Raw genomic sequence first — 24,198 nt, 5'->3', positions numbered from 1 at the left:
GTCCGGGGTGTCGAGTAGCGAGGGGTGACGTGCGGGGCAGGCGCGGGCTGAGACAGGCTCTCAGGCGCGGCGGTGGCGCCGGGCGAACTGCTTCTCGGGCTCCGCGAAGTACACCCACGGCCAGCTGGTGTACGCGCCGTCGAGCGCCTGGAAGACGCGCCGCACCGTGTGACGCTCGTCGGCCAGCGACAGGGCCATGGCGAAGATGTTGAAGTCGTGCTGCCAGCCGAGCCGCCGCACGTAGGCGGGGTGGAGGATGCTGTGATCGGCGGCTTTCCGCAACTCGTCCCGGATGGCCGGGGTCTGCAGGCAGTCGCCGCTGTCCGACTCGACCCACTCCTCGATGTGCGCCATGGCGATCACACAGCCGAGCCGGTGTCCCTGCGGGGTGTGGGCGAGCGCGTCGCGGGCGAACGCCAGGGCCTGGCCCGGCTCACCGGCCCAGCGCGGCTGCAGCTGCGACACCCATGCGAGGTGCGTCTCCAGGTCCAGCGGCTCCCGGCGCAGGGCCGCGTGCAGCCGCGCCACACTGGCGTCGGGGCCCACCGACATGCCGCGTCCTGAGATGAGGAGTTGGCTCCACGGCGTGACCCACTCCGGCCGCAGCTCGGCGGCCTCGAACAGGTGCTCCTCGGCGATGCGCAGCCGCTCGTAGAAGACCCGCCACTGCTCCCGCGAGACGTTCACGGCACGGTTGGAGGTGCGCGCCTCCCAGCCCCAGCTGATGTGGCGCGCCCCGGATATCAGCAGGGCCGTCGCCCGGTGCTCCTTGTCCTCCTCGACGGCCCGGCCGATCCAGTCCTGCACGCCGTCCACGTCGGCGAGTTCGCCGAGGACGTGATCGTCACGGCCGATGTCGAAGGGGACCAGCGCGGCCTTGACCGCCTCCCAGTCGCCCGCCCCGGCCGCCGCCACCAGCGCCGCCACCCGCTCGTCGCCGAGCGCGCGCAGCGTGTACGTCCCGTTCTTCCGCCTGCGCGGGACGGGAAGGGCATGGGGGTCCGCCTCCGGACCCCCTGGTCTCTCCCCGCCCCTGCCGAACAGCTTGCCGAGCATGCCGCGCCCTCCCCTGATCCGCGTGATCGTCCGCCGCAGCATAAGCGGCACCACTGTCATCGCTTCCACAGGGTGTTCACGACTGCTTCACATGCGATCGCCTTCGCGGGCCGCCGGCAGCCGCCGGGCCACGGCCGCGGCCGTACGGGCCAGCGGGGTGGTCATGATCCCGGCCACGCTCGTGCGCCCGGAGATGTAGGCGTCGAGGCGGTGCCAGGCCGGAGGGAGGCGGGTCAGGGCCGTGTGGACGAGGGACGGATTGCGGGCGAAGAGGCTCATGAGGGTGCTGCTGGCCCGCATTTCGGCCCCCAGGACGTCGTTGATCCGGCGGCCGTAGCCGTCGGCCGCCGCGGTCGCCTCCGCCTCGGCCGCACCGGCCAGACGGCTGGCGGCGTCGCCCGCGAACCGCCCCGAACGCAGGGCGTACGAGATGCCTTCCCGCGACCAGTGGTCGACCAGTGCCGCCGCGTCACCGGCCACCAGCACGCGCCCCCGCGCCACCGGGGAGTCCGGGCGGCGGCACCGGGTCAGATGGCCGGTGTCGTGGAGGGGGCGCGGGCCGACGAGCCCGTGCCGTTCGAGGAAGTCCTGCTTGTAGGCGCGCAGGGCAACGGGGTTGCCCCGGGCGGCCACCACCCCGGCGGTGCACACGTCCCCCTTGGGGAAGACCCACCCGAACGAGCCCGGCAGCGGCCCCCACTCCATCAGCGCCCTGCCCCGCCAGCGCTCCGCCGTCCGCCCGTCGACCGGCACCTCCACCTCCAGGGCGAGGTCGACCTGCGCGCACTCCACGCCCACGTACCGCGAGACCCTGCTCGCGCTGCCGTCGGCGCCGACGACCGCCCGCGCGCGGAGCGTGTCACCACGGTTCGTCCGCACACTGACGATGCCGCCCTGCTGCTCCAGCGCGGTCAGCGCGGTGCCGTCCCGCACCTCCGCGCCCGCCGCGGCGGCCGCCTCCGTAAGCGCCGCGTCGAGTTCGCTGCGGTAGACCATGGCGCAGGTCGGCGAGGTGGAGTCGAGGGTGCGTTCCCGGCGCCCGTTGTGGGCGAAGGTGAACTGGCGGGCCGTGTCGTACACCTTCAGGGAGAGACCCGGCGGCAGGGCGGCGAGCGAAGCTCCGATGAGGCCTCCGCCACAGGTCTTGTAGCGGGGAATGGTGGCGCGTTCCAGCAGCAGCGTCGTGCAGCCGTTCTCGGCGGCGACGCGGGCGGCGGTGGCGCCGGCGGGCCCGGCACCGACGACGATCACGTCCCAGGTGCCGGGCGTGCGGGAGGGGGTGGGGGGAGGGGGCATGGGGTGATCACCTAGGGGTTGGCCGGTCGGGTGCGGTGGCTGTCGTCGTACGGGAGGAGTGATGGCCAGTCAAAGTGCCTGCGCCACAGGCTGCTTGGCGTCGGTGTCGGCGTCGGCCTCGTCCTGGCCCTCCTCCGGATGCAGGCGTCCGAGGAGGTAGCGGGTGAGGGCCGTGCCCGTCGGGTGGGTCCACATCACGGTGGTGGGGATGTCCAGGGCCAGCTCGCGCTGGAGGCGGTTGCGCAGGGCGATGGCCATGAGGGAGTCCAGGCCGAGGGTGACCAGGGACGTGTTGGCGTCGAACCGGTCGGTGCCGAGCCGCAGGACCGCCGCGATGTGGCCGATGACCTCGGGCAGCAGCAACCGCTGCCGCTGCTGCGCTCCTTCCGCCTCACGCAGGGACTCCAGCAGGGCGTTGCGGGCCCGGGCACCCTCCGCGCCCGCCGCCGGGGCGGCCAGTTCGGCGAAGAAGGCGGTGCGGCCGGTGGCGGGGAAGGACTCCAGCCACCGGGACATGTCGACGGGCGTGTAGGCGGTGCGGCCGCGGTCGTGGCGGAGGATGCGCTCCAGGGCCGCGATGCCCTCCGCGGGCGCGATCATGGCGTACCCGCGTTCGGCCATCCCCGTGCCGCGGCCGACCTCCGCCCACGGCCCCCAGTTGACGCAGGTGGCGGGCAGGCCCTGGGCCCGGCGCCAGCTCGTGAACTCGTCGAGCCAGGCGTTGGCGGCCGCGTAGGCGCCCTGCCCGGGGTTGCCCAGCAGGGAGGCGGCGGAGGAGAAGGTCACCCACCAGTCCAACTCCTCTCCCAGCGTGGCCTGGTGGAGCAGGCGGGCACCGGTCGCCTTGGGCCGCCAGACCTTCTCCAGGAGGGCTGCGGAGAGATTGGCGACGGTGGCGTCCTCGACCACGGCCGCGGCGTGGACGACTCCGCGCAGGGGGTGGCCGGTGTGCAGGGCGGCCCGTACGAGCGTGTCGGCGACGCCAGGCTCGGCGAGGTCGCCGCACACCACCTCGACGCGGGTGCCGAACTCCGCCGTGAGGGCGTCGAGGGCGGTACGGGCCGCCTCGGCCGGGGCGCTCCGGGAAGTGAGCACCACCGCGGCGGCGCCCTGCTCGGCGAGCCACCGGGCGACCAGCAGCCCCAGCCCGCCGAGGCCGCCCGTGACCAGATAGCTCGCGTCGGGCCGTACGACGGGAACGTCCTCCGGGCGTACGGGCAGCGTGTCGGTGCCCGCGGCGGGCCAGGTGAGGACGAGCTTGCCGGTGTGCCGGGCGGAGGCCATGGTGTGGAACGCCGACGACGCCTCGGCGACGGGGTGTTCCGTGACGGGCAGCAGCGGCAGGGTGCCGTCGGCGAGCATCCCGGCGAGTTCGCGGTAGCCCTCGGCGAGGAGCGCCGGGTCCTGCCGCATCATCATCAGCACGTCGACACCGGCGAAGGTGACGTTCCGGCGGAAGGGGAGCAGGCCCAGCCGGGTGTTGGCGTAGATGTCCCGCTTGCCGAGCTCCAGGAACCGGCCCCGGTGCGCCAGCAGTTCGAGGCTCGCGCTCTGCGCCGGGCCGGTGAGGGAGTTGAGTACGACGTCGACGCCGCGGCCCTCGGTGACCTCGCGCACCCGGTCGGCGAAGTCGAGGGTGCGGGAGTCCATGACGTGCGCGACGCCGAGGCTCCGCAGGTACGCCCGCTTGGCCTCGCTGCCCGCGGTGGCCAGGACCTCCGCGCCACAGGCCCGCGCCAGGTTCAGCGCGGCAAGGCCGGTGCCGCCGCTCGCCGAGTGGATCAGCACCTTCTCGCCCGCCCTGAGGCGGGCCAGGTGCCGCAGTGAGTACCAGGCCGTCAGATAGGCGCACGGCAGCGCGGCGGCGTCCCGGGCGCTCAGCCCGTCGGGCAGCGGCAGCAGACAGTCGGCGCGGACGGTCGTGAAGGAGGCCATCACCGCGGACTGCGACGCGTCCACGAACATGGCGGCCACGCGGTCGCCCACCCGCACCTCCTGGACGCCGTCCCCGACGGCGGTGACGACGCCCGCGCCGTCGAACGCGCTGACGTCCGCGCCCTCCTCACCGGTGTCGAACCGCTGGTAGACCCCCATCGCCTGCAGCACGTTGATGAAGTTGACGCTGGTGGCGTCGATGCGGATCTCGACCTCGCCCGGCCCCGGGCGCCGCCGGGACTGCGCGACGAACTCGAACGAGTCCAGGTCCCCCGGTTGTCCGAGGTGCAGGGCCACGCGGTCACTGCCGTGGTCGACGGTGACCCGACGCCGCTCCTCGCCGCCCAACGGCACGTTCCGCAGCCGCGCCAGGTGCCGCGTGCCGTGCCGGTACGCGACCTCGTCCTGCTCGTCGGGGCAGGCCAGCAGCTCCGCGGCGACCTCGGTGACCGGCGTCGACGCATCGACGTCCAGGACGCAGGGGCGCAGCTCGGGGTGCTCGTAACTGAGTACCCGCACGAGCCCACGCAGCCCGGCCTGCGCCAGGTCCGGCCGGTCGCCGGGGGAGACGTGCTGCGCGGTGGCGGTGAGCGTCCACAGGCGCGGAACGCCGCCCTCCGTCCGCACGAGCGCGCGGGCCGTCTCCGTCAGGCGCGCGACCTGCTGCCGCGCCCACCGGTCGGGGGTCGCGTCCACGACCGCCGAGCGGTCGGAGCCGTTGCCGAAGTCGCCGCCGCACGCGGGCAGATACACCACCGCGCGCGACGCCTGCGCGGCCGTCTCGGGCGGCAGCACCGGTGCACTTTCCGAACCGTCGGCAGGGGTGAGGGCCTGGACGCTCACGGTGGCGCCCCGCTGTCCCAAGGCGGCGGCCAGCTCGTCCGCGTACGCCTCGCGCCCGGGCTCGGCCAGGAGGGTCAGGACGCCGGGCTCACCGCCCGGCGCCGGACGCTCGCCCGGCTCCCACACCGCCTGGAGCAGCCGCTTGCCGAAGCGCTCCTCCGTGCTCTCGGCGGGGACGTGACGGAACTCGACGCCGGTGGCTTCGGCGACCAGGGAGCCGTCGTCCGCCCAGAGCCGGAAGTCCGCGAGGAACCGGTCCCCGTCCGCCAGTTGGAGCGTGACCAGGCAGTAGCCGGTGAGCGGCACCGTCCCGTACAGGCGCAGCGACTCGATGGAGCGGGGCAGGATGCCGCCGGCGGGCACGGAGCCGGTGCGGAGCACGGCGCCCGCGACGGCCTGGAGGCAGGTGTCGAGCGCGACCGGGTGGCAGTGGAGGGCCTGCGCGCCGGCCCGCCCGTCGTCCGGCACCCGGAGGCGGGCGAGGAGGCGGGCGCCCGCACGGTCGGCCGGTGCCCCGTCCGTGTACAGGGCCTGGAGGCCGAGGAACGGCGCCCCGTGGTGCACGCCCCGCTCCTCACGCATCTGCCGGTACACGTCCGCCGGGTCCACGGCGTGCGGGAACTCCGCGAGCAGCTCCTCCGGTTCGCGGCCCTGGGGGGCGGGTTCGCCGTCGGGCACGAGGTGCAGGGACGCCTGGGCGTGCTGGACGGCCGTGCCGTCGGCCGCCGTGCTGACGACCCGCCAGCGCGCGGTGTCCGGACCGGCGGCCTCGGCGGTGGCGGTGACGGACGTGCCGTCGGACGCGGGCAGCAGCAGCCGTTGCAGGTCGACACCGGTGAGGCGCAGCCGCTCGGGACCGGCGGCGTACAGGTCGCAGGCGGCGGCGACGGCCATCTCGCAGAGGGCGGCGCCGGGCACCACGGGGACGTCGTTGACGCGGTGCGCGTCCAGCCAGGGGAGTGTGTCGGGTGTGACGCGGGTCTGCCACAGGTGGCGGCCCTCCCCGTCGGGGTCGGCGGTGTGCGCTCCGGTGAGCGGGTGCGGGGCGGGGGAGGTGCGGGCCCCTGACGACTGCCGGAGCGGGGAGGGATCGACGACGTACCGGGTGCGCTCCCAGGTGGTCGGCGGTACGTCGGCCAGCGCGCCGTCTCCGTAACGCGCGGCCCAGTCCAGCGGGTGGCCCGCGCAGTGCAGCGCCGCCACGTTGGTGTGGAAGGCCGCCATGTCGTCGGTGTCGCGCTGAAGCGAGGGCACGACCGCGGTGTCGGTGTGTCCGTACGCCGTGAGCGTGGCCTGCACCGGGTGGACAAGGACCGGGTGGGGCCCGAGCTCGACGAAGACGCGGTGCCCGTCCTCGGCCGCGGCCCGCACCGCGTCGGCGAAGCGCACCTCGCGGCGGAGGTTGTCCGACCAGTAGGCGGCGTCGAAGGCGGCGTGCTCGCGCGGGTCGTCGGTGACGGTGCTGTAGAAGGCCGTGCCGGGCGTCTTGCCGACGACCTCGGCGAGCGCGTCGGCGAGGTCGGGCAGGATCGGGTCCATGTGCGCGGTGTGCGAGGCGACGTCCACCTCGACCACGCGGATGCCGACGCCCCGCGCGTCCCACTCCTCGGCGAGGCGCCGGATGCGGTCCGCGTCGCCGCCGACGACGGTGTTCTCCGGCGACGCGACGACCGCGACGGTCACGCCCCGCACATCGTCCTCCGCGAGGAGCCGTTCGACCTCGGCGCGCCCCAGGGCGACGGACGCCATGAGGCCCTGCCCGGCCGTCCGCAGGATCAGCCGCGAGCGGCGGCAGATGACCCGCACCCCGTCCCGGACGCTGAGCGCCCCGGCGGCCACCGCGGCGGCGACCTCGCCCATGGAGTGCCCGACCACGGCCGCCGGTTCGACGCCGTGCGAGCGCCACATCGCCGCGAGACCCAGCTGGACGGCGAAGATCACCGGCTGCACCCGGTCGAACCCGGTCACCACCTCGGGGCGGCACAGGGTCTCCCGCAGGGAGAGGCCGGACTCCTCGGCCACGAGCGGTTCGAGCTCGTCGATGACCCGGGTGAACTCCGGGTCACGGTCGAGCAGTTGGCGGCACATGCCCGCCCACTGCGAGCCGTGCCCCGAGAAGACCCACACCACGCCCCGCCCCGCGTCGGGCACGGCCCGGCCGGTCGCCACCCCGGTGCGGGGCGCGGCACCGGCCGCCAGCTCATCGAGGCGTGCCAGCAGCTGCGGCCGGCCGGCGGCGACCAGGGCGGCCCGTTCCCGCGCGGGCGACCGCCGGACGGCCAGCGTGTGGGCCACGTCGCCCAGCGGCACGTGCGACCCCTCGCCCCGCAGCCACCGCGCCAGTCGGCCGGCCGCGGAGCGCAGGGCCACGGGCGTGCCCGCGGAGAGCGGGAACACGCGCAGGACCTCGTCGTCACCGGACGTCGCGGTGGAGCGCTCGGGCGGCACCGGGCGCCTCGCGGCGGGCAGTGAGGGCAGTGCGGGCGGCTGTTCGAGTACGACGTGGACGTTGGTGCCGCTGATGCCGAAGGAGGACACCGCGGCCAGCCGGGCGCCTTCCCGTACCGGCCACTCCGTCGTGTCGGTGGGCACGAAGAGCCGGGTGCCGCCGGCGTCGATCTGCGGGTTCCAGTCGTTGAAGTGCAGGCTGGCCGGCACGATCCCGTGCCGCAGGGACGCGATGGCCTTCAGCAGACCCGCCACGCCCGACACCGGTTCGGTGTGGCCGATGTTCGTCTTCACCGAGCCGAGCGCGCACTTGTCGCGCCCCTTGCCGTAGACGGCGGCCACCGCGCCGAACTCGATGGGGTCGCCCACCGCCGTGCCAGGACCGTGCGCCTCCACCATCCCGACCTCCCCGGCGTCGACGCCCGCGCGCTCCAGCGCCAGGCGGTAGAGATCGATCTGCGCGGGTTCCGAGGGCGCGCTCAGCCGCGTACCCCGCCCGTTCTGGTTGACCGCCGAGCCACGCACCACCGCGAGCACCCGGTCCCGGTTCCGTACCGCGTCCGAAAGCCGCTTGAGTACGACCACACCGCAGCCCTCACCGCGTACGTAACCGTCGGCGGCGGCGTCGAAGGCGTGACAGCGGCCGGTCGGCGAGAACACCCCCCACAGCGCGGGGGCGATGACCCCCTCCGGTCCCAGGGTCAGCATGGCGGCACCCGCGAGCGCCACATCCGACTCGCCGGTCCGCAGGCTCTGGCAGGCGGAGTGCACGGCGACGAGACCGGAAGCGCAGGCGCTCTCCATGACGACCTGCGGGCCCCGCAGGTTCAGCATGAAGCCGACGCGGCCGGGGCCGATGCTGTCGAAGCCGGTGTACATCGCGTACGCGTTGACGTCCTCCAACGGCCGCTGCACACGCAGCATGTAGTCCTTCTGGTAGATCCCGAAGAACATGCCCGTCGGTGTGCCGGACAGCCGCCGGGCCGGAATCCCGGAGTGCTCGATGGCCTCCCAGGCGACCTCCGACAGCAACCGGTGCTCGGGGTCCACCCAGGGCGCTTCATCAGCGTTGATCCCGAAGAACTCCGGCTCGTACGCGTACACGTCGTCGTCCAGGAAACAGCCGTACCGCAGCCGGTCCGCGACCTGCGCGGGCAGACCGGCCAGCTCCGCCTGCTCCCACCGCTCGGCGGGCACCTCCCGCACCGTCTCCCGACGCGCCATCAGCAGCCGCCACAGCGAGGAGAGGGAGTCGGCTCCGCCGGGGAACCGGCAGGCGGCCCCGACGATCGCGATCGGCTCGTCCTGGCCCGCACCGGGGTCCTTGACGTCGGGTTGTACGTGCATAGGGGCTGTCCTTCACCAATCGGATCTTGCGAGGCAAGGGATATTTCGGCACGCGGTGGATGTGGGCCAAGGGCGTGCGTGCCGCGAGTCGTGGCATGCAGGGGGAGCGCCGACTCGCGAACGCATCAGGATCAGCCGGATGGCCGGGTGATTGACGGATCTTCGACGCGGCGGGGGAAGTGCGCGTCCGGCACCCGCCCTCCGCACGAGGTGCGGAGGGCGGGTTCAAACGGAGACCGGCAGTTCACCGGTCATGTTGGGCCTGTCCGGCTCAATACGCGTAGCTGGACTGGCTGTTGCCCGCCGTGACGCGGGTGAACGGGTTCGCCTGCTCCGCCTCCTGCGGGAAGACCGTGACGAACTGGTCGTTGTCGTTGAGGTCGTGGGTGCGGTCGTCACCACTGCCGAGCTGGCCGTGGTTGTTCAGCCCCCAGCCGATGATGTCGTTGGTGGTGCCGCCGCCGGCGGAGCGCACGGCGAGGCCGTAGCCGCGGCCCGCCGAGATCGCCCGCACCGAAGGCAGCTCGATGGCCTCGTGCGCGCTCGTCCGGTTGGTCTTCGTCCCGTCGGCGAGCTGCCCGTTCTCGTTGTTGCCCCAGCCGTACACCTTGTCGTCGGAGTACAGGGCGTAGGCGTGGTCGTAGCCGGCGGCGATGTCCCGGACCGTCGTGCCCGTGCCCTGGGTCGCGTCCGTTCCCGTGCCCGTCCCGGTGTCCGTTCCGCCCGGCTGATCGGCCGAGTTGACCGGTCCGCCCTGGCTCGCGGGCAGGCCCTGGACCTGAACCGGCTTGTTGCTGAACTCCACGGCGCTGCCGTCCTTGTTGATGCCGAGCTGGCCCTTGGAGTTGTCGCCCCAGGCCCAGACGGTGCCGTCGGACTTCACGGCGAGGCTGTACTCGCACCCGGCGTCGATCTTCACCACGTCGGTGAGTTCCGGGACTTCGACCGGGGTGTTGTGGTCCTCGTTGGTGTCGTCGTCCTTGCCGGTACCGGTGCCGAGCTGGCCCTTGTCGTTGAGGCCCCAGGTCTGCACGGTGTTCTTGTCGGTGAGGAGCATGCTGTGATTGCACCCGGCCGCGACCTGCTTGCCGCCGTGCATGCTCTGGACCAGCTGGGGAACCGAGCGGTCGTCGTTCGTGTGGTCGCCGACCTGGCCCTTGTCGTTGAGACCCCAGGCGTAAACACCGTCCGCCTTACCGGAGTTCACGCGCAGGGCGAGCGCGTGCCGGCCGCCCGCGGCCACGTCGACGATGCCGTTGAGCTTCGGCACCTTGCCCGGCGCGGCGTTGTGGTCGGGGTCCGTCGGCCCGGTGCCGAGCTGGCCCTTGTCGTTCTGGCCCCAGGTCCAGACGGACCCGTCATTGCGCAGGGCCACGCCGAAGCCCCAGCCGTCGGTGGCACCGCCGCCGGCCGCGACCTCGAACACGTCCTGCTTGGGCAGGGAGGGCACGGGAGCCGGGGCGTACCGGTCGGGCGACGTCGAATTGCCCAGCTGGCCACCGGAGTTGGCGCCCCAGGCGTACACCAGCGGGTCGTGTCCCTCGGCGGGGAGAGCCGGGGACGCTGCCGCTCCGAGAGCGGTCACGGTGGCTATGACGGTCAGGGCAGCGCGCAGGCGCAGCCCACGGGTCTTTGCGTTCATGGGATTTCCGTTCGTTCGGGCACCACGACGTAAGCGTGGCGCCGCAGTTGGAGGACCAGCCACTCGAATCGTGGCGTCCAGCAACATGCTTGCCGCGTTCGAACCGCTTTTCGGCCTGCGGCAACCAGAGTTCACGCCTTTGGGGGGTCGGCCCGAAAACCCTGGCTACGCCAAAGCCCCGACGCCTACGGCCAGTCGGCCCCATCTTGCGGCCAACTGGCGCACCACACAGGGCAAGTCGAATGGCGAGGAAGGCCGAGCTGTCGGAATGTGAGAGCGGCGGCCCCCACCGTGGTGTGGCTCAGAGGCCGCCGACTCCCCCTCCAAAACTCCGAAGGAGAACCATGCGTGTTGCTGTTGTGCGCCGTGCCCTGCTCGCGGCCGGAATGTTCACGGTGGCGGGTGCTTCCGCCCTGGCCCTGGGCCTGACGCCGGCCGCCGCCGTGCCCACGGCCGTGGTCGCCGAAGCCGTGGCCGCCGAGGCCGTGGTGGCCAAGGCGGACGAGCCGCCGCCCGCGAAGTTCAGCCCCGCCCCCGCGCCCGACACCCAGACCGCGCCCCCGCCGGCCGAGGCCCCGAAGCCCAAGCCGCCGGAGGTCGACAAGAAGTCGCCCGTCCCCTCACCGCCGGACAGCGACCCCTGCGCATCCGGTGGCATCAACGGCATTCCGTCGAGCAGTGCCTGCTCGGACGTCGGGAAGAACAAGCAGGCGAAGGACAAGTGCCAGGTGGAGAACTTCCATACGTGCAACCGGCCCATCACGGGCGAGGCCCAGGACGCGCAGAAGAAGGATCAGGACGCCTACGTCCAGCAGCAGACGGACTTCGGGAACGTCTCGCGGTCCGCGGCCCCCGCCGACGGAGTGACGCAGCAGTGCCACGCCAACTCCGGCATGCGCGACCGGCTCTCCGACGACCAGGTCATCGTGCCGCAGTCGTCCTGGTGGGCCTGTTGAACACCCGGGCAACCCCGTACCCGCTCCCCGCACTTCTCCCCTCACTTCCTCCAAGGAGACCTTCATGCCACGACGCACCACGACCTACTGCCTGTCGGCGCTGCTCGGCGGCTCCCTCGTGCTGAGCACCCTGCCCGGGGCCGCGTTCGCCGCCGACGAGGTGGGCGCGCGGATCGAGAACCCGGATCTCGCCAGCCCCGCCGTGTCCGCCGGAACCGTCCAGAAGGTGGCGCCGAACGGCTGGGACGGCAAGAACACCCAGCTGTTCTCGGCGAGCCGGGCGGGCCACGGCGGCGGACTGCAGGCGGCCTCGCTCAGCAACGGCTCGGCCGGCAGCCTCAGCACCCGGCTGTGGCGCGTCCAGAAGGGCTCCACGGTCACCGTGACGTGGGACGACAGCCCCAGTCCGCTCACGAACTGCGGCACGGACGACCCGACGAAGGGCCAGGAGTACCGCGTGTCCGTCGCCGGTGAGGGCAACTCCGAGCAGCCCGTCACCACGGAGACCACCACGGCGGGCAAGCCGCACTGGCACGAGGGACGCTCGTACTCCTTCACGGCCGCGGAGAACAACCCGCGGATCAGCTGGACCTACCAGAAGGCGTCCGCCTGCGGCCCGCTCGTCACGCACTTCCACGCCACGCAGGACCCGGCGCCGGTGCCGTACGACCTCAAGAAGGCGCGGCTTCCCATGCCCCAGGCGTACCAGGGGCGCGAACCGGTCGAGCCCCGCATCGTGGTGCAGGACTGCCTGGCAGGGCCCAGGACCTGTCACTTCGAGAAGGACGACCGCTACTCCTACCGGTACTACGACCGGCCGCGCATGGTCGGCCAGGCTTACATCAACTGCACCCGCAACGCCATCACCGACCAGCGCCCGGTCAACTGGGAGGAGCTGCCGTACGACAACGTCACGCAGTACTTCTCGAAGCGCAAGAACGACGAGCAGAAGCCGCAGCAGCAGCCACCGGGACCGCAGGGCCTGCAGCAGCAACAGCAGTCGGCTCCCCAGCAACCGCACCAGACGGACGTGCGCAAGGGGTACGAGAACATCGCCACCCAGATCGCGGCCGGCTTCACCCGCGCCGACGGCAACCCACTGGAGATGAACACGAACAACCCGCTGCTCTACGGGCGCAAGGAACAGCGGACGATGTCCGTCACGGTCCAGCCGGGCGAGGTGAGCTGGATCGAGGTGCAGGCCGCCCGCGAGCGGCTCGCCGGCACGCTGATCCACGACAGCAAGAACGAGCGGATGGACGTCTTCGCCGATCTGCCCTCCGGCTCCTTCGGCGACCGCTTCTACCAGCGCACCGGCCCGATGAGCAAGGTCGAGCTGACCCGGTGCGGCGACGCCCGTGACAACGCCCGCACCCCGGACAACAGCGTCGGCGCGCCCACCCTGCGCACGGTTCCCCACCTGGTGCCGACCGGTGAGGCCCCCAAGGGCCGCAAGACCCGCACCGTCCCGCTGACCGTCGACAAGCCCCCCGCCCCGGACCGGAGGACACCGCGCGTCACCTCCTGATCTCTCAGGACACCAGCAACGAAAGGACACAGTCATGGTTCACACCGCGCGTTCCTCCCAGCACCGCCGAGCGGCGACCCGCCGCATGCTCGTCCTGGTCCCCGTCCTGTCCGCCCTGTCCCTCACCGCCGCCTTCCCCGCGGCGGCGGCACCCCGGGGCGACAAGATCGGTGACTACGGCATCGGGAAGATGCCGAAGGCCCGGGCGTACGACGGGAAGAGGCCCCTGAAGTCGGTGCACGAGGTCACCTCCTTGTGCGGCCACACCAAGCGATACACCTGCTCGTTCAAGCTGGACCCGCAGCGCAAGCGCGAGTTCACCAGCGCCGTCTACTCGGTGTCCAACGCCGCCATCAACTGCACCAACGCGGACATGTCCATCAAGCGCACGGTGAAGCTGGAGACCTCCAGCTCCGACAACATCGGCGGTGAGGTCTCCGGCAGCGCCACCATCGAGGGCACGGCCTGGACCGACAACGAGGTCAGCGGCTCGACCACCGGCGAGGTACAGGCGCAGCAGACGCTCCAGGACGCCACCACGGGCAGCGCCACCACGACGAACACGAGCAAGAGCAGTGAGACCAACCACTCGGCCCCCAAGGACAAGGGCCCCAACCAGGACTCCACGTCGGAAAGCACGGCGTCCACGAGCGCCACGGTGTCGAACACGCTGACCGGCACGGCCCAGATGACCGAGAAGGTCAGCACGACCGCGGCGTTCAAGAGCCTCATCCACCTGGCCCTGCGCGGCGCGTTCACCGCCGCGTTCAAGGGGACCTGGAGCCACACCTGGAGCATGACCAACTCCGAGGAGACCGAGGTCTCCTTCACCTTGAAGCCCAACGACGAGATCCAGTTCGGCGCGCTCAACTCCATGTCCCGGGTCGTCGGAGACCTGAGCGTCGACGGCACCGGGAAGATGGTCAAGGACATCGCGGTGGACGGCCCGTCGACCACGAACTCCTCCACCGTCGTGGCGCAGACCTACACCAACCCCGACAAGTGCCAGAGCGTGCGCCCGTCCGGTGCCACCGCGAAGCAGCCGGACGACAACGGCGGGGGCCAGAAGGCCACGCCGCGGGCCGGCGCCGACCAGCGCCGGCTCACCGGGAGCTACCGGCTGGAGAAGGGAGGCGTCTGGCGGAAGATCGGCTGACGCGGGTGCCGCGCGGGCGGCCGGAATCGCAGGCTCTCCGGCCGCCCGTGCATGGAATTGCCCGGTAGCGCGGCGCATCGGCATCGTTAAACTGGTCCGGACACCACTTCCATTCCGACGCACGCTATTCCCGAGGAGGGAAGGTGCTGGCATGGGTTCGTCCGCTGGGTCCCCTGGTGCTGCTGATATGTCTCGTGCTGGGCGGATGCGGCAGGGAGGGAAGTGTTCCGGGCAGCGTCGGAGCACTTACCGGCAGCGACCCGGGTCTCGAATACCCGGTCGGTGAGTCCCGTGCCCTCGCGAAGAAGAAGATAACCATCGGCGTGAAGTCGGACCACCCGTTCATGGGATTCGAGGATCCGGTGACGGGGCAGCGTTCGGGATTCGACGTGGAGATCGCGAAAATGGTGGCGGCGTATCTGGGATTCGGTCCGGACGACATCGAGTGGAAAACGGTGGCTCCGCAAGTGCGAGAGCTGTCGATATCCAAGGGGGACGTCGATCTGTACGTGGGCGCCTACACGATAAACAGTGAGAGGAAGAAACAGGTCTCCTTCGCCGGCCCCTATTATCTCGGCGGACAGGATCTCCTTGTCGACAAGGACGACCGGAGCATCCGCGGACCGGAGGAACTGCGCGGAAAGAAGGTCTGCACGGTGACCGGATCCACTCCGTACGAGCGGATCAGGCAGCCGGAATACGGGGCCACCGTCGTGTCCCACGACAGCTACGCGCACTGCGTACAGGACCTCGTCATGGACGTGGTGGACGCCGTCACCGCGGACGACACGATATTGAAGGGTTACGCGGCGCAGAACGAGGGCCGGCTGCGGGTCGTCGGCCGGCCCTTCTCCGAGGAGTTCTACGGCGTGGGCCTGGCACGGCGGGACGCGGCCCTCCGCGACCACGTCAACGACGCCATCGAACACCACGTCCGCAACGGCGACTGGCTCCGGGCGTACCGCGCCACCCTCGGCCGCTCCGGCGTTCCGGCGCCGACACCGCCGCCGGTGCAGCGGTACTGATCCGCGCCTGGAGGCGTCATGAACGTGCTGACCGACAACGCCGGCCTGTTCTGGCAGGGCTTCATGGGCACCGTCCAACTGATGTGCCTGAGCACGCTGCTCGCGCTGGCCCTGGGAATCCTGCTCGTCTCCCTGCGCATCAGCCCGGTGCCGCTGTGCCGCGGGCTCGGCGCGACGGTGGTGACGGTGCTCTGCAACACCCCGCTGACCGTCCTCTTCTTCGGGGTGACGCTCGGACTGCCCATGCTGGGCCTCACCGGGGCGGACTACTTCACGCTGGCCGTCCTGGTGATGGGCGGCTACGCCTCGGCGTTCGTGTGCGAGGCGCTGCGCTCGGGCGTCAACACCGTGGAGACCGGGCAGGCCGAAGCGGCACGGAGCCTCGGCATGTCCACGATGCAGGCGGCGGTGCTCGTCGTCTTCCCCCAGGCCGGGCGGGCGGCGGTGCCGCCGCTGGGCAATGTCGTGATCACCCTGGTCAAGAACTCCGCGCTCGCCGGCGGCTTCAGCGTCTACGAGCTGTTCAGTACCGAGAAGACCCTGGTGGAGCGCGGATACGCGGTGGCGGCCGTCTTCTTGTGGGTGACCGTCGCCTATCTCGTGCTGATCTCGGTGATCAGTACCGGCTTCCGCCTCCTTGAGCGTCGTTTGGCGGTGCCCCGATGACATCCGCCCTGTTCGAGGCCCCGGGGCCGCGCGCCCGCCGCCGCCACTTCTGGTACGCGGTCCTTGTGGCGTCGGTGACCGGCGGCGCGGTCTGCTGGATGCTCCTGCGGTTCGCCGACGCCGGGCAGTTCGACGCGCGGATGTGGGAGGCGTTCGGGTACCGCGGGGTGCAGCTGCGCATCCTCACCGGCGTGGTGGACACCTTCAAGGCGTTCGTCCTGGCGGTGGTGCTCTCCCTGCTGCTGGGTCTCCTGTTCGCGGCGGGGCGGCTCTCGGCGCACCGGTTCCTGCGCTGGCCCGCCGGGGCGCTGGTGGAGTTCTTCCGCGCGGTGCCGGTGATCATCACGGTCTTCGCCCTGTACGCCACCGACGTGCTGCGCACCTGCGTCACGGCAGTCGCCGACCTGCTGCGGAAGGGTCTGGGAGCCCCGGGCGAATGGCTCGCGGAGAATTTCGCGAGCCCCACGCTGTGGGCCCTGGTCATCGGCATCGCCCTGTACAACGGGGCGGCGCAGGCGGAGATCCTGCGGGCGGGCGTGGGCGCCGTGCCCAAGGGGCAGTTCGAGGCCGGATACGCGCTGGGGATGCGCAAGACACAGGTGATGACGGTGGTGGCCCTGCCTCAGGCGGTCCGGACCATGCTGCCGAGCGTAATCAGCCAAATGGTGGTGACGCTGAAGGACACGTCGCTCGGATTCTTCATCATGTACGAGGAACTTCTCTATGCCGGAAAACTCCTGGCACAGAACACGGCGACTCCTTCCGGCTACCCCTACCTACCCGTTCTGTGCGTGGTCGGTTCGCTGTACATCATCACGTGTCTCCTCCTTTCTTATGTGGCCCGCCGTATTGCCGCAGGACATATGTTGACCATGACCGGAATGGTACGGAATCGACGGGCGCGGTCGCGCGATAGTTTCCCCGGAGAAGTCGAAGGGAAGTGAGAACTCAACCGAAGACGGAAGGAATCGGCATGACCGAATCTGTCGAATTGGTGGAAGATCTCTACCCCACGCGTGTCGAGACCGAATCGGTGCCTTTTCGGCGTCACCATCCGGTGGTGTGGGGCGACGGTTCACCGGGCCCGCTGTCCGCCGATGAAGTGGCGGGCTATGACCGGGACGGATTCCTCGCATTCGGGGCGCTCCTCGACGCCGGCGAAGTGCGGGAGTGCCGGGAGGAAATACGGCGCATGGCCTCGGACACCGCACTGCGGTCCTCCGGGCGAGTGGCTCCCGAACCGGACTCCGACGAGATCCGTTCCCTCTTCGAGGTGCACAGGATCAGCGAGATCTTCAGGCGAGTGGTCCAGTCCGGCCGCCTCGCCGACCGGGCCCGGCAGATCCTCGGTTCTGACGTCTACGTCCACCAGAGCAGGGTCAACTACAAGGCGGCCTTCGACGGCTCGAAGTTCGGCTGGCACTCGGACTTCGAGACCTGGCACTCCGAGGACGGCATGCCCGCACCCCGCGCGCTGAGCTTCTCCGTCGCCCTGACGGACAACCTGCCGTTCAACGGACCACTCATGATCATCCCCGGTTCCCAGCGGACCTTCGTGCCCTCGGTGGGCCGCACTCCTCCCGGCTACCACAAGCTCTCGCTGCTGGGGAAGAACCTCCCGGCCGGGCCCGCGGACCGCGCCGCCGTGACGACGCTGGCCGAACGGCACGGCATCCGGCAGTTCACCGGACCGGCCGGGTCCGCCGTCATGTTCGACTGCAACTGTCTGCACGCCTCCGGAGGAAACGTTTCACCCTTTCCCCGGACGAACCTCTTCGTCGTCTACAACAGCGTCGACAACGCGCTGACCACGCCGTACGCGGCCTCCGAAGTACGTCCCGGATACCTCGCCGAACGGGACGTCACACCGGTGCCCCCGTCCGCAGACCGGCCGCGTCGATGAGCCTGGCCACTTCGAGCGTGGTGTAGCCGCGCTCGAAGTGCCGCGGCTCGGACATCATCAGCGAGACGAGATCCAGCAGCAGCCGCGCGTACTCCTCACTCGTCCCGGGCCAGGCACCCGCGTCGAGCATCCAGGGCGCACTGTCCGCCGTCGCCTCCGTCCGCCCCGCACGGATCAGCGATTTGGAGAGCTTGGCGCCGGACGTCGAGAGCACCACCGGCGTGAACAGGCGCACCGGGAGCACCGCCCCCGGACAGCACAGGAACGCCTCGTCGAGCAGGCGGCACCCCGCCGCCCAGTCGGCACCCTTGACCACCACGGCGAGCGCGTCCTCCCGCGCCGCGACCCGCTCCTTGAGGAGGTTGCGGTGGAGCGTGCCCGAGCTGATGTACGCCCCGTCCGCCCCCTCGTCGTCGGCCCGCACCCGCACCGTGTATCCGCCGTGGTCCGGACAGACCGCCGCGAGCTCCGCGCGGTCCGGCCCCGCTGTGAGCAGTTCGGTGGCCTCGCCCTGTTTCTGCGCCCAGCCGCACCGCGGGCACGGCGGGCTCAGCGGCACCTTGCCGTGCGACGGCGCGAGCACCCACCGCAGGGCGTCCATCCGCAGCAGTGAGTCGAGGAACTCCTGCCGGAAGTCCCGCCGGCTCTGCTGCCGGGTGTACGTCTCGGTCTCGTAGGGGACGCCCGTGGCCGCGGACAACGCGTCGAAGAAGCCCCCGTAGTAGGTCCGGATCAGCTCGTCGACCCGCTCGCCGCCCAGGGCGTGGTGGAAGGAGCGCTCGTAGAGGGTCCCCGTCCGCGGACACCGGCGCGTCTCGCAGGCGGAGTTGTCCAGGGCGCCGAAGCGCAGGACCACCTCGACACCGAACCTGTCCCGGGCCACCTGCGCGAGCAGGAAGGCGGAGGCCTGCATGACGCTGGTGCCCAGGTGCGGGGCGCCGTTTATCTGGACACCGGCGTATAAGGACACCCGCTCGTGCCCGGTGGCCAGCAGCCGTGGGCGGATGAAGTCGACGCTGTGTTCGACGGCGCCGGTGGTGACGCTGACGGGCGAGACGGGCACGACCCGGGTGCTGTCCATGAACGGCCTCTCTGCTGGCTCACCAGTGATGGCGGACGGTCGACTGCGGCAGGTCCACGACGCGCAGGGGACCCGCCCACCCGGGTGGAGCCCACTCGTCCAGGGCCTCGAGGCGAGTGGTGCGGGAGCGGGCGGCCGTACGCAGCAGATCCAGCAGCCCCCCACCGGTCAGCCGGCCCGTCCGCGCGCCGTCCTCGCTGGCCCTGCGACAGGCCAGGCCGACGATGAAGTAGGCCAGGGGGTACGGACCCGAGCGCCACACCACCGCCTCGCCCCGCTCCTCCAGGAGAAACACCTGCTCGGGGTGGTCCCGGGTGAAGTCCCCGAACGGCAGCGGGCACAACGTGACGGCGTGCACGGCGAAACCGGCCGCCTCCAGCATCCCGACCGCCTTACGGGGTGTGGAGTAGCTGCCGATGGTGATGCCCAGGCCGTCCCCCAGCGCACGGCCGTGCGCGATGACAGCGGGAATCAGCTTGAGCCCGTCCGTGCCCCCGCCGACGGACCGGCGCAGGGCGTCGGCCTCGGCGGTGAGCGGGACGTAGGGCGGATTGCTGGTGACGACGACGGGCGGCCGGACCGGGGCGGGGGCGGTGGCCAGCAGCTCGGCGGGGGACAGCGCGGTGAAGTCGCCGTGCGCGAAGGTGACGGGGCGGTCGTCGTCGGACGAGGCGTAGTGCTTGCGCGCCCAGGCCACGGTGTCCTCCCCCGAGTCGACGCCGTGGACGCGGGCCGCTCCCGCGCGGGCCATGGCCGCCGCGGCGGCACCGCTGCCGGACCCGAGGTCGAGGACGAGGCAGCCCTCACGCATCAGGTCCTGCGCCACCCAGACGCCTGTCTCGGTGTCGGCCGGTTCGAAGAAGACCTGCGGCGACGAGGGCGGGTCCAGGTCACGCGGGGTCAGATGCCGGTAGGCGGTGACACGGGTCGGCTGCACGGGAGGACCTCGATCCGTGTGAAGGGGAACAGGGGCAGAGGGACGGGTGCACGGCAGGTCACTTCGCCTTGGCGGCGGGTCCGCTCACCCACTCCAGGACCGCCATGGCCCCGGCGAGTTTCATGGCGGCCTGGGTCCAGGCGAGGGACCGCGGCCCGTCGAGGACTTCACCGGCGACCTCGTCGCCGCGGTGGGCGGGCAGATCGTGCATGAACAAGGCCTGCGGCCAGCGCGCCAGCAGGGAGGCGTCCACATGGAACGGACGGAACGCCTCACGCCAGTCGGGGTCGGGCTTCGCGGTGCCCGTCGTCTGCCAGCGGGTGGTGTACACGACGTCCACGTGATCGGGCAGCAGCGCCGGATCGTGCACCTCTTCGAGGGTGGCGCCCGTGACCGCGGCTCTGCGTGACGCCCTCGCCAGCTCCTCCTCCGGCAGCCCGTAGCCGGACGGAGTGCTGAAGGTGACCCGGGCCCCCGGCACGCTCGCCAGGGCATGGGCCAGGGCCACCGCCGTGTTGTTGCCCTCGCCCACGTAGAGCACGCTCACCCCGGTCGGATCACCGACCGCCAGGTGCAGGGTGGCGAGGTCGGTCACTCCCTGGGTGGGGTGCTCCTCGGCCGCCATCGCGTTGACCACCGGGAGGCCGCCCTCGCGGGACAGCTCACGCAGCTCCTCCAGGGGCCCGGCGGTCCGCGCGACCAGCAGGTCGAGCATGCTGCCCAGGACGCGCCCCGTGTCGGCCACCGACTCACCGGTGTTCAACTGCAGATCCTGCGGGCCGTACGTGACAGGAACGGCGCCCAGCCGGATGGCGCCGACGGTGAAGGCCGTACGGGTACGGGTCGAGGTCCTGGTGAACAGCACGCCGACGGCGCTGCCCGCCAACGGCCGGTCGTGTGCGCGCTGGTCCCGGAAGAGCTCCACCGACCGCGCGGCGAGTCCGCCGATCACGTCCGGCTCCACCTCGGCGAGGGAGAACAGACCGTGCGCCGGAACAGGGCCGGGCCGTGCCAAGTGGTGGTCCATGCTGTCCCTTTCAGTAGAGGGCCAAGGTCCGGCCCAGGCCCAGACGCGACGCGGCATCGTGTACGGCGCCCAGCAGCCCGACGTCGAGGACGGCCATGCCGAAGGGGTTGCTGACGACATGGGACACGGTGGGCCGCACGGCGGGCCGCTCGCCGGTGAGGACCTGGCCGAGGGTGCCGCTCAGGGGCCGGGCCGGGGAACCGCGGTCCGCGGCCGGGCCGTCCGTGCTCCGGCCGTCCGTGATCCGGCCCTCCCGCATCAAGCGGCCGAGGACCCTGCGGGGGTTGTCGGCGACCAGCGCGACGTCGTCCACGAACACGCCCTGTGCCTCCAGGAAGGCGTCGGGCAGCAGGTCGGCCAGGGACACATGGGCGACGAAGGTGCCGGGCGAGAGCCACGCGGCCGGCAGGTATCCGCGGTCGGCGGTGGTCGTCGTCACCACGACCGGTGCGGCGGCCACCGCCTCCCGCGCGCCCGGTTCCACCCGGACGGTGAAGTGCGGGTGGCGTTCCCGTATCCAGTCGGCCAGTTCCTCGGCACGCCGTGCGTCGGTGTCGTAGAGGTGTACGCGCGTCGCCTCGGGAAACGTCGTGGCCAGCAGCCCGACATGGACGCGGGCGAGCGTGCCGCAGCCGAGGAACGCCGCCGCGTCCCACCGCTCGGGACCGAGGTGCCGCAGGCTCACCATCGTGTAGCCGGCCGTGCGGGTCGCGCTCAGCCAGCCCGCCTCGGCCAGCACGCGCGGCCGGGCCGTGTCCGGGTCGAAGAGCATGGCCAGGCCCGCGGCCCGCTCCCGCCCGTGGGACGGGTTGCTCGTCGCGGCATTGATGAGCTTCATCCCCCGCAGCGGGGGACCGCCGTCGACCTCCACCGCGCCGAGCATGGCCAGCGAACGGCAGTAGGCGCCCTCGCCGTTGGTCCAGGGCAGGTAGCCCTCGGCGGGCAGTTCCACCCGGCCCTCGGCGTGCCGGCGCAGCACCCGCGTGATCTCCGCGCACACGTCCACGTGCGCGAGGCAGGCGAGCACCGCTTCCCTGTCGAGAAAGAGGAGTTGCTCCGACATCGTCGCCCTTCGGTTCGCGCGGCCCTCGGTGTCCGGGTGGTTCACGGCAGCAGACCGGCGGCGTCGAACGCCTCGGCGCCGCCCGGCACGTCCATGGCCCCGACTTCCTGGAAGAGCCGCACGGCGTGCCGGGACGCCCTGCGGATGCCCCGGTCGACCGAAGCCGGCGGATAGGAGTCGCGCACGACGTCCTCGACGGCCGACGGCGCGAGGCCCGCGGCGGCCAACGACGCGCGGACGGGCCGCAGATCGGGGAGCAGGCTGCACCGGATCAGACCGGGCAGACACCGCGCGATGCGGCCACGGGACGCGCCGGATTCCTGCGTCCACAGCTCACGGAAGAACTGGGCGAAGAACGCGTGGTGCCAGCCCTCGTCCTTGGCGTGGTCCCTGACGATGTCCCGGACCACGGTCAGCACGTCGGGATCCTTGGGTATCTCGTTGAGCACCGCGGTGATCAGCGTCTCGAAGACCACGACCTGCAGCAGCTGGGCCAGGGCCGGTTCGTACGGCAGGGCCTCGGTACCGATCGCGTCGAGCCGTCGCAGGAACGGACCGAAGTCGTACTCCAGCGGCGTCACCCGCGAAGCGAGGGAGACCTGCTGGATGACGTCCAGGCTGTACAGGGAGTGGTACCCCTCGTCGCAGTAGATGCGGTACGCGTCCAGCCGGACGGGGACGTCGGTGGCGACCCCGCACCGGTTGCCGGCGATGCGTTCCGTGGCACGGTTCACCACGCGCGTCTCGAACTGGGCGGTGAAGTCCAGGTATTGGAAGAGGTGCCGGGCGAGGAGCTCCCTGCGTTTGGCCTCGCCGAGTGCGGCCACGTGCGGATGGTCCAGGTAGGGCACCAGGGCCGGGGGAAAGAAGGCGCGCCCGGTCGCCACCTCGTCCGTCAGGCGGCGCCGGGGTCCGCCGCGGACCCCGGCACGCTGGTACCAGTCCCGTTCCTGCGTGCTCACTGGAGCGTCACCTCACCTTGGACGAGGCCTTCCACAAGGCCCCTGACAGTGACTCCGTCGGCCACGTCGACGGGGGCCAGGGCCTGCCTGGAGCGCCACAGCGGTGAGTAGACGGTGTCGAGGTAGCGGTCCCCGCCGTCCGGGCACAGGCAGGCGATGTCGGTGCGTCCGGGGTCTTCGCGGAACAGCCGCAGGGCCGCCGCGACGAGCGCGCCCGAACTGGAGCCCACGGTGATGCCGGTCGTCTCCTCCAGCCACAGGCACGCGCTGACCGCCTCCGGTGGAGCGACGTGCACGGCGGGCCGGTACCCGTGCGGCAGGAAGGACGATCTGCGGCTCGCCCCGATCCCCGAGAGCAGCCGTTCGCCGGGCATGTCGCCGAGGGCGAGCGAGCCGACGACGTCCACCCCGATCAGTTCCCAGTCCGGCTCGTGGGCGAGGACGTAGTCGCGGAAGCCCGCCAGCGTGCCACCGGTGGACACCGCCACCAGGACGCTCATCCGTTTCGCGGGCAGCTGCGCGCACAGCTCCGGCGCCGTCCACCGGGCGTGCACGGCCGGGTTGGCCGGATTGGTGTACTGGTTCGGCCACACGAGTCCCGGTTCACAGCGCACCCGCTGCGCGACGTGGGCGAGGCGGTTGAGCAGGAATCCGCCGGCTCCGTCCGGCCGCTCGACCACGACGACGCTCGCGCCCATGGCGCTCATGGTGTTCTGCACCGAAGGGCTGACCCGGGGGTCCACGACGGCGGTGAACGGCACCCGTAAAGAGGCGGCGAGGGCGGCCAGCGCCAGACCGAGATTTCCCGACGTCGACTCGATCAGCCCGATCCGGGGATCAACGCGGTCCTTGACATCCTGCCAGAGCGCGAACGCGGTACGCCCTTTGATGGATCCATAGGGATTATGCGCCTCAAGTTTCAACCACAGCGTTCTGGGCACGTCGTTGAATACGATATCCAGCGGCAGCACCGGACTGGGAGGCCAGCCCGAAGATATTTCCAAGACGCCTCCGTTGGCATTGTCTCGCCGAGACCGGAGTTTTATGAAGCGCGGTGGCGCCCCCACTTAACAGGTTATGTGGCCGTTCGTGGCGACACAAGGAATGAAATGCGCCACATCTCGATGCCACGGCCATTCAGTCTCGGCATATGCCAACGGGACGCCATTGTGGCATCTGTTATTCCTGGGTCTTTTCATGCCCTGCCCGTCCGGGCTTTCTTCTCGCAGCACCCACACGCGTTTCGTCGGCCGAGTCGCCACGGCATCGACCTCCACCAGGACGTGCCCCGACGCCCGTGACGGCAACGGCACACCCCGCAACAGCA

General features: G+C 71.4%; 17 protein-coding genes. 7 read left to right on the top strand and 10 right to left on the bottom strand.

The genetic code is table 11. The features are described 5' to 3' along the window. Window positions 1–60 precede the first annotated feature (60 nt). The 4 genes from ACI2L3_RS35925 to ACI2L3_RS35910 all read right to left on the bottom strand — a co-directional run bounded on the left by ACI2L3_RS35925 (window position 61) and on the right by ACI2L3_RS35910 (window position 10,567). Window positions 61–1,056 carry a hypothetical protein gene (locus ACI2L3_RS35925; RefSeq protein ID WP_404756628.1) on the bottom strand — a complete coding sequence of 332 codons (996 nt, stop codon included), beginning with the start codon at window positions 1,054–1,056 and terminating at the stop codon, window positions 61–63. Window positions 1,057–1,143: 87 nt separating this feature from the next. After that, a complete protein-coding gene (locus ACI2L3_RS35920) occupies window positions 1,144–2,352 on the bottom strand; it encodes a geranylgeranyl reductase family protein (protein WP_404756627.1) in 1,209 nt (402 codons plus the stop codon). Window positions 2,353–2,421: 69 nt separating this feature from the next. Beyond that, on the bottom strand, window positions 2,422–8,925 hold the full coding sequence (locus ACI2L3_RS35915; protein ID WP_404756626.1) for an SDR family NAD(P)-dependent oxidoreductase: 6,504 nt from the start codon (window positions 8,923–8,925) through the stop codon (window positions 2,422–2,424). Window positions 8,926–9,196: 271 nt separating this feature from the next. Further along, window positions 9,197–10,567, bottom strand: a complete 1,371-nt coding sequence (locus tag ACI2L3_RS35910) for an RCC1 domain-containing protein (protein ID WP_404756625.1) — start codon at window positions 10,565–10,567, stop codon at window positions 9,197–9,199. 344 nt (window positions 10,568–10,911) lie between these two features. Here ACI2L3_RS35910 and ACI2L3_RS35905 point away from each other — a divergent pair, with 344 nt between their 5' ends. The 7 genes from ACI2L3_RS35905 (at window position 10,912) to thpD (ending at window position 17,801) form a co-directional block, all read left to right on the top strand. Then, a complete protein-coding gene (locus ACI2L3_RS35905; protein ID WP_404756624.1) occupies window positions 10,912–11,523 on the top strand; it encodes a hypothetical protein in 612 nt (203 codons plus the stop codon). 64 nt (window positions 11,524–11,587) lie between these two features. Beyond that, window positions 11,588–13,051 (top strand): hypothetical protein, encoded by a 1,464-nt coding sequence (locus ACI2L3_RS35900; protein WP_404756623.1) that lies wholly within the window; start codon window positions 11,588–11,590, stop codon window positions 13,049–13,051. A gap of 34 nt (window positions 13,052–13,085) precedes the next feature. Beyond that, window positions 13,086–14,207, top strand: a complete 1,122-nt coding sequence (locus tag ACI2L3_RS35895) for a hypothetical protein (RefSeq protein ID WP_404756622.1) — start codon at window positions 13,086–13,088, stop codon at window positions 14,205–14,207. Between the two features lie 143 nt (window positions 14,208–14,350). After that, on the top strand, window positions 14,351–15,232 hold the full coding sequence (locus tag ACI2L3_RS35890) for a glutamate ABC transporter substrate-binding protein (RefSeq protein WP_404756621.1): 882 nt from the start codon (window positions 14,351–14,353) through the stop codon (window positions 15,230–15,232). 18 nt (window positions 15,233–15,250) lie between these two features. Then, window positions 15,251–15,898, top strand: a complete 648-nt coding sequence (locus ACI2L3_RS35885) for an amino acid ABC transporter permease (protein ID WP_404756620.1) — start codon at window positions 15,251–15,253, stop codon at window positions 15,896–15,898. Beyond that, a complete protein-coding gene (locus ACI2L3_RS35880) occupies window positions 15,895–16,842 on the top strand; it encodes an amino acid ABC transporter permease (protein WP_404756619.1) in 948 nt (315 codons plus the stop codon). The genes ACI2L3_RS35885 and ACI2L3_RS35880 overlap by 4 nt, the downstream gene beginning before the upstream one ends. Window positions 16,843–16,871: 29 nt before the next feature. Beyond that, a complete protein-coding gene (thpD, locus tag ACI2L3_RS35875) occupies window positions 16,872–17,801 on the top strand; it encodes an ectoine hydroxylase (protein WP_404756618.1) in 930 nt (309 codons plus the stop codon). On the opposite strand, the gene ACI2L3_RS35870 is transcribed toward thpD, so the two are convergent. Genes ACI2L3_RS35870 through ACI2L3_RS35845 form a run of 6 tightly spaced genes read right to left on the bottom strand, consistent with a single transcriptional unit; the run spans window position 17,761 to window position 23,938 of the window. After that, window positions 17,761–18,882, bottom strand: coding sequence for a hypothetical protein (locus tag ACI2L3_RS35870; RefSeq protein WP_404756617.1), 1,122 nt, complete (start codon window positions 18,880–18,882; stop codon window positions 17,761–17,763). The two genes, thpD and ACI2L3_RS35870, sit on opposite strands and share 41 nt — an antisense overlap. A 19-nt stretch (window positions 18,883–18,901) precedes the next feature. Further along, window positions 18,902–19,819 (bottom strand): methyltransferase domain-containing protein, encoded by a 918-nt coding sequence (locus tag ACI2L3_RS35865; RefSeq protein ID WP_404756616.1) that lies wholly within the window; start codon window positions 19,817–19,819, stop codon window positions 18,902–18,904. A 58-nt stretch (window positions 19,820–19,877) separates the two neighbouring features. Continuing rightward, window positions 19,878–20,846, bottom strand: a complete 969-nt coding sequence (locus tag ACI2L3_RS35860; protein WP_404756615.1) for an ornithine carbamoyltransferase — start codon at window positions 20,844–20,846, stop codon at window positions 19,878–19,880. A gap of 10 nt (window positions 20,847–20,856) precedes the next feature. Beyond that, window positions 20,857–21,909, bottom strand: coding sequence for an ornithine cyclodeaminase (locus ACI2L3_RS35855; RefSeq protein WP_404756614.1), 1,053 nt, complete (start codon window positions 21,907–21,909; stop codon window positions 20,857–20,859). A gap of 41 nt (window positions 21,910–21,950) precedes the next feature. Then, window positions 21,951–22,871, bottom strand: a complete 921-nt coding sequence (locus ACI2L3_RS35850) for a diiron oxygenase (RefSeq protein WP_404756613.1) — start codon at window positions 22,869–22,871, stop codon at window positions 21,951–21,953. After that, window positions 22,868–23,938, bottom strand: a complete 1,071-nt coding sequence (locus tag ACI2L3_RS35845; protein WP_404756612.1) for a pyridoxal-phosphate dependent enzyme — start codon at window positions 23,936–23,938, stop codon at window positions 22,868–22,870. Before ACI2L3_RS35845 ends, ACI2L3_RS35850 begins: the two co-directional genes overlap by 4 nt. Between the last annotated feature and the right edge of the window lie 260 nt (window positions 23,939–24,198).

It is taken from the genome of Streptomyces sp. NPDC029674 (assembly GCF_044903205.1).
Taxonomy (GTDB): Bacteria; Actinomycetota; Actinomycetes; order Streptomycetales; family Streptomycetaceae; genus Streptomyces.
The sequence above is the reverse complement of the archived record's forward strand: the minus strand, read 5'-3'. Positions and strand labels throughout refer to the sequence as shown.

Coding starts and splice junctions, on each gene's coding strand:
- ACI2L3_RS35895 (WP_404756622.1), top strand. CDS start 13,086: ATGGTTCACACCGCGCGTTCCTCCCAGCACCGCCGAGCGGCGACCCGC.
- ACI2L3_RS35885 (WP_404756620.1), top strand. CDS start 15,251: ATGAACGTGCTGACCGACAACGCCGGCCTGTTCTGGCAGGGCTTCATG.
- ACI2L3_RS35910 (WP_404756625.1), bottom strand. CDS start 10,567: ATGAACGCAAAGACCCGTGGGCTGCGCCTGCGCGCTGCCCTGACCGTC.
- ACI2L3_RS35860 (WP_404756615.1), bottom strand. CDS start 20,846: ATGGACCACCACTTGGCACGGCCCGGCCCTGTTCCGGCGCACGGTCTG.
- thpD (WP_404756618.1), top strand. CDS start 16,872: ATGACCGAATCTGTCGAATTGGTGGAAGATCTCTACCCCACGCGTGTC.
- ACI2L3_RS35915 (WP_404756626.1), bottom strand. CDS start 8,925: ATGCACGTACAACCCGACGTCAAGGACCCCGGTGCGGGCCAGGACGAG.
- ACI2L3_RS35855 (WP_404756614.1), bottom strand. CDS start 21,909: ATGTCGGAGCAACTCCTCTTTCTCGACAGGGAAGCGGTGCTCGCCTGC.
- ACI2L3_RS35880 (WP_404756619.1), top strand. CDS start 15,895: ATGACATCCGCCCTGTTCGAGGCCCCGGGGCCGCGCGCCCGCCGCCGC.
- ACI2L3_RS35900 (WP_404756623.1), top strand. CDS start 11,588: ATGCCACGACGCACCACGACCTACTGCCTGTCGGCGCTGCTCGGCGGC.
- ACI2L3_RS35905 (WP_404756624.1), top strand. CDS start 10,912: ATGCGTGTTGCTGTTGTGCGCCGTGCCCTGCTCGCGGCCGGAATGTTC.
- ACI2L3_RS35870 (WP_404756617.1), bottom strand. CDS start 18,882: ATGGACAGCACCCGGGTCGTGCCCGTCTCGCCCGTCAGCGTCACCACC.
- ACI2L3_RS35925 (WP_404756628.1), bottom strand. CDS start 1,056: ATGCTCGGCAAGCTGTTCGGCAGGGGCGGGGAGAGACCAGGGGGTCCG.
- ACI2L3_RS35920 (WP_404756627.1), bottom strand. CDS start 2,352: ATGCCCCCTCCCCCCACCCCCTCCCGCACGCCCGGCACCTGGGACGTG.